Here is a 4,717-nt window from a genome sequence, read left to right as displayed (position 1 = left end):
TGGGCTGCGATCGGCTGCTTGGGTTGGTCGGGGTAGTACGCCTCGTCGAACAGGACCCATTCGTCCACGCGGATCTCGTAGAGCCGGTGCGACGTCAGGCCCGGGTCCGTCTCGGCGGGGTCCAGCGCGTCGGCGACGGTGGGCCAGCGCCTGGTGTACCCGGCGATCTGTTCGTCGACCCCGGTCGTCGGCAGCTCGCGTGCCTGGCCGGTGAACGTGACGCCGCGGACGTCCTGCCCGATTCCCTCCAGTTCGATAGCGAGGATCGCTCCCGCCACCCGCGGGTTGGCGCGCAGGTTGGCGCAATGCTCCCGGTGCGCGCGGGACATGAACCAGATCCGGTCCGGATCGAACGCGCTCGCGAACCACAGGTGGCAGAGCAGCGGAAACCCGGCGGGCCCCAGCGTCGCGAGCTGGATGACCTTTCCGGTCGTGACGTAGTCCTGCAAGAGCCTGCGAGCCTGGTCCATGGAGCGCTCCTCATCCCGAGGTGCAGGGAAATCTGCACCCAATTCTGGTATATGGCTGGGCGCCGCGTGCCGACATCCGGGTCTTCGGTGTGGGTCCGGTCACGGCGCTTCGGGGCTGGCTGCGCTCCGCCAGGTGGGATAGTTCCTCGGGAGGTCGGCCACCACCGCCCGGCGTGGTGGGTGTGATCGGCGTGCGGGTCGGGCGAGGGCGGAGGGCGTGGCGAGGATGGACGAGATCCTGAGGACGGCTCGCCGGCAGGTGCTGACGGAGGGTCGCGGCCTGTCGCCGGAGCAGGTCCTCGCCGTCCTCAGGTTGCCGGACGACGCGGTCGCGCAGGCGTTGGAGCTGGCCCACCTGGTGCGGATGCGGTGGTGCGGCCCCGAGGTCGAGGTTGAGGGGATCGTCTCGGTCAGGACCGGTGGCTGTCCGGAGGACTGCCACTTCTGCTCGCAGTCGGGCCGGTTCGAGTCGCCCGTCCGCTCGGTCCGGCTGGACGTCGAAGGACTGGTGGAGGCAGCCCGGCGGACCGCCGCGACCGGTGCCAGCGAGTTCTGCATCGTCGCGGCCGTGCGCGGGCCTGACGAACGGCTGATGGCCCAGTTGCGGGAGGCCGTGACCGCCATCAGGGCCGCGGTGGACATCAACGTGGCCGCCTCGGTCGGGATGCTCACCCGTGCGCAGGCCGGCGAGCTGGCCGCGCTGGGGGTTCACCGCTACAACCACAACCTGGAGACGGCGCGCTCGTACTTCGATCGGGTGGTGACGACGCACACCTGGCAGGAGCGCCGGGACACGCTGCAGGTGGTGCGCGAGGCCGGGATGGAGGTCTGCTGCGGCGGGATCGTCGGGATGGGCGAGAGCCTGGAGCAGCGGGCGGAGTTCGCCGGGCAGCTCGCCGAGGTGGACCCGCACGAGGTGCCGCTGAACTTCTTCAACCCCAGGCCCGGGACACCGTTCGGGGACCTGCCGGTGATGGCCGCCGCGGACGCGCTGCGCGCCATCGCCGGCTTCCGGCTGGCCCTGCCGCGCACGGTGTTGCGGTTCGCGGGCGGTCGCGAGGTGACACTTGGCGATCTGGGTACCCGTGACGGGCTGCTGGGTGGGGTGAACGCAGTGATCGTGGGCAACTACCTGACGACGCTGGGCCGCCCACCGCAGGAGGATCTCGCGCTGCTGGCGGAGCTGCGGATGCCCGTCAAGGCTCTCGGCACGGCCTTGTGACGAGACGGCGCACCGAGGGCGGCATGACGCGGGCGGCGGGCGAGAACGGGTCCGGCCCCTTCTGCGACCGGTGCGGCCGGCCCGCGGGGCCTGGCGCACACGCGGACTGCCGGGCGGCGCGGGTGCTGGAGCCACCCCGGTACTGCATCGGCTGTGGCAGGCGCCTGGTGGTCCAGGTGACGCCATCGGGGTGGAGCGCCCGCTGCGGCACCCACGGGGACGTGGCGTGAGGGCACGGGCCCGGCAGGGCCTCGAGGGCGAGTCCGAGTCGGGGATGCCCGAGGGGATGCTCGAGGGGGTGGCGGAGGCGCTCGACTTCGACGCCGCCCATGTGTGGCACCCGTACGCCTCGGCGACGGCGCCGCCTCCGGTGCGGTTGGTGGAGTCGGCGTCGGGGGTGAGGTTGCGGCTGGCCGGCCACGGCGAGGTGGTCGACGCGATGTCGTCGTGGTGGGCGGCGATCCACGGGTACGCCCACCCGGTGCTGGACGCCGCCGTGCAGCAGCAGCTCGGGCGGATGAGCCACGTGATGTTCGGTGGGCTCACCCACGAGCCGGGGATCGGCCTGGTCCGCAGGCTGCTGGAGGTCGCGCCGTCCGGACTGGATCGGGTGTTCCTGTGCGACTCCGGTTCGGTGTCGGTGGAGGTGGCGGTCAAGATCTGCCTCCAGTACCAGCGCGGTCGGGGCCGGTCCGGGCGGCATCGGCTGTTGACCGTGCGTGGCGGGTACCACGGCGACACGTTCGCCGCGATGAGCCTGTGCGACCCGGTCGGCGGCATGCACGCCCTGTACACGGGCACCCTGCCGCCGCAGGTGTTCGCGCCACGGCCGCCGGCCGGGTTCGACCTGCCGGACGACGATCCGGGCGTGGTGGGCTGGGCGGCGCAGGTCGCGGCCCTTGCCGAGCTGCACGCGGACGAGCTGGCCGGGATCGTGGTGGAACCGGTGCTGCAGGGCGCCGGGGGGATGCACGTCTACAGCCCGGCATGCCTGCGGGCGCTGCGCGACGTGGCCGACCGGCACGGCCTGCTGCTAGTGGTGGACGAGATCGCGACCGGGTTCGGCCGCACCGGGGCGATGTTCGCGGTCGAGCACGCCGGCGTCGCCCCCGACGTCATGTGCGTGGGCAAGGCACTGTCCGGCGGGTACCTGAGCCTGGCCGCCGTGCTGTGCACCGAGGCCGTCGCGGCCGGGGTGGACGCCAGCGAGGCGGGCGCGCTCATGCACGGTCCGACGTTCATGGGCAACCCGCTGGCCTGCGCCGTCGCCTCCGCGAGCCTGGACCTGCTGGGATCGGGAGCCTGGCGCGGACAGGTGGCGGCGATCGAGAGCGGCCTGCGTGACGGGCTCGCCGGCGTCGCGGACCACCCCGCCGTGCGGGAGGTCCGGGTGCTCGGTGCGGTCGGCGTGGTGCAGGCGCGTGGCCCTGTGGATGTCGGGGCCGTCACCGCGGCCACACTCCGGCGCGGCGTCTGGGTGCGCCCGTTCCGCGACCTCGTCTACACGATGCCGCCCTACCCGTGCGACGCCGACGACGTCGCCGCCATCACCGCCGCGATCACCGGCGCCGTCCACGAGGTGCTGTGATGGACGACGCCGCGACGGCTGCCACCATCACTGCCGCCGGGACGGAATTCCTGGGATGGCTGGCCGCCCGGGCCGCCGAGCGCGAGGCCGCCGGGCTCACCCGACGTCTCCAGCCGCTGCCCCCCGGAGGCGGGGACCTGCTGGACCTGGCCGGCAACGACTACCTCGGACTGCGCACCCATCCGGACGTCGTCGGCGCGGCGGTCGCCGCGGCCCGCGGGTGGGGCGCGGGCACCGGCGCCTCGCGGCTGGTGACCGGGACGCTGGGGCTGCACCAGCACCTCGAGGCGGAGCTCGCCTCGTTCTGCGGGCAGCCCTCCGCGCTGGTCTTCTCCTCCGGCTACCTGGCGAACCTGGGCGCCGTGACCGCCCTGGCCGGGCGCGGCGACCTCATCGTGTCCGACGCCCACGTGCACGCCTCGCTGGTCGACGCGTGCCGGCTCTCCCGGGCCCGGGTCGTGATCACCGCGCACAACGACGTCGAGTCGGTGGCACGGGCCCTGACCGCCCGCACCGAGGAACGGGCGCTGGTCCTGACCGAGTCCGTCTTCAGCGTGCAGGGTGACGCCGCACCCCTGCGAGAGCTGGCGCGGGTCTGCGCCCAGCGGCGCGCCGTGCTCGTCGCGGACGAGGCCCACGCACTCGGGACCGCCGGGCCGGGGGGCCGCGGGCTGGTCGCGGCGGCCGGCCTCGCGGGACGGCCCGACGTCGTGGTGACGGTCACGCTGTCCAAGGCGCTGGGCAGCCAGGGCGGCGCCGTGCTCGCCCACGGCCGCGTCCGCGACCACCTGGTGAACCACGCCAGGTCGTTCATCTTCGACACGGCGCTGACGCCGGCCGCCGCCGGGGCGGCGGTACAGGCGCTGCGCCTCCTCGCGGCCGACCCGTCACGGGTCGACGCCGTCGCCCGTGCCTGCCGCGCCCTGGCCACGGCGACCAGGACGCCGCCACCGACCGGCGCCGTCCTGTCCGTGCCGATGCCAGGCCCCCAGGACGCCGTCGCGGCGGCGCGTCGCTGCCTCGAGGCAGGAGTACGGGTGGGGTGCTTCCGGCCGCCGTCGGTGCCCGACGGCGTGAGCCGGCTGCGGCTGACCGCCCGGGCCACGCTCACCCCGGCCGAACTGGACAAGGCGTCGGCCGTCCTCCGGGAGGCCGTGCCCCCGGCGCTGTCCGGATCGTGACCGGCCGGTCGGGGGTGGTCCTGGTCACCGGCACCGGGACCGGCGTCGGCAAGACCGTGGTCACCGCCGCGCTCGCCGCCCGGGCGCTGTCGGCCGGGCGCTCGGTCGCCGTCGTCAAACCCGTGCAGACCGGGGTCGGGCCGGACGAACCCGGCGACGCCGCCGAGGCGGCGCGGCTGGCCGGCGTCCCGACCGGGGCGGTCTACGAGTTCACCCGGCTCCGCGAGCCGATGGCCCCCCAGGCCGCGGCCCGGCT

General features: G+C 74.5%; 6 protein-coding genes. 5 read left to right on the top strand and 1 reads right to left on the bottom strand.

Annotation, left to right across the window (positions count from 1 at the left end):
- Positions 1-470, bottom strand: a 470-nt coding sequence (locus tag AC08OU_RS07415) for a pyridoxamine 5'-phosphate oxidase family protein (RefSeq protein WP_476604553.1), incomplete at its 3' end; no start/stop codon positions are given.
- Between the two features lie 226 nt (positions 471-696).
- Here AC08OU_RS07415 and bioB point away from each other — a divergent pair.
- The 5 genes from bioB to AC08OU_RS07390 all read left to right on the top strand — a co-directional run.
- Positions 697-1,692, top strand: a complete 996-nt coding sequence (gene bioB, locus AC08OU_RS07410; RefSeq protein ID WP_476604569.1) for a biotin synthase BioB — start codon at positions 697-699, stop codon at positions 1,690-1,692.
- A gap of 23 nt (positions 1,693-1,715) precedes the next feature.
- Positions 1,716-1,922, top strand: a complete 207-nt coding sequence (gene bsaP / locus AC08OU_RS07405; RefSeq protein ID WP_476604552.1) for a biotin synthase auxiliary protein BsaP — start codon at positions 1,716-1,718, stop codon at positions 1,920-1,922.
- Positions 1,919-3,280, top strand: a complete 1,362-nt coding sequence (locus AC08OU_RS07400; RefSeq protein ID WP_476604551.1) for an adenosylmethionine--8-amino-7-oxononanoate transaminase — start codon at positions 1,919-1,921, stop codon at positions 3,278-3,280. The genes bsaP and AC08OU_RS07400 overlap by 4 nt, the downstream gene beginning before the upstream one ends.
- A complete protein-coding gene (locus AC08OU_RS07395) occupies positions 3,280-4,461 on the top strand; it encodes an 8-amino-7-oxononanoate synthase (protein ID WP_476604550.1) in 1,182 nt (393 codons plus the stop codon). Before AC08OU_RS07400 ends, AC08OU_RS07395 begins: the two co-directional genes overlap by 1 nt.
- On the top strand, positions 4,458-4,717 hold a 260-nt coding region (locus tag AC08OU_RS07390; protein ID WP_476604549.1), incomplete at its 3' end, for an AAA family ATPase. The genes AC08OU_RS07395 and AC08OU_RS07390, both read left to right, overlap by 4 nt.

The organism is Frankia sp. CcMO1, assembly GCF_977945845.1.
The sequence above is the reverse complement of the archived record's forward strand: the minus strand, read 5'-3'. Positions and strand labels throughout refer to the sequence as shown.

What these genes read in the sequence shown, in the direction of transcription:
- bioB (WP_476604569.1), top strand. Translation starts at nt 697, where the DNA reads ATGGACGAGATCCTGAGGACGGCTCGCCGGCAGGTGCTGACGGAGGGT.
- bsaP (WP_476604552.1), top strand. Translation starts at nt 1,716, where the DNA reads ATGACGCGGGCGGCGGGCGAGAACGGGTCCGGCCCCTTCTGCGACCGG.
- AC08OU_RS07395 (WP_476604550.1), top strand. Translation starts at nt 3,280, where the DNA reads ATGGACGACGCCGCGACGGCTGCCACCATCACTGCCGCCGGGACGGAA.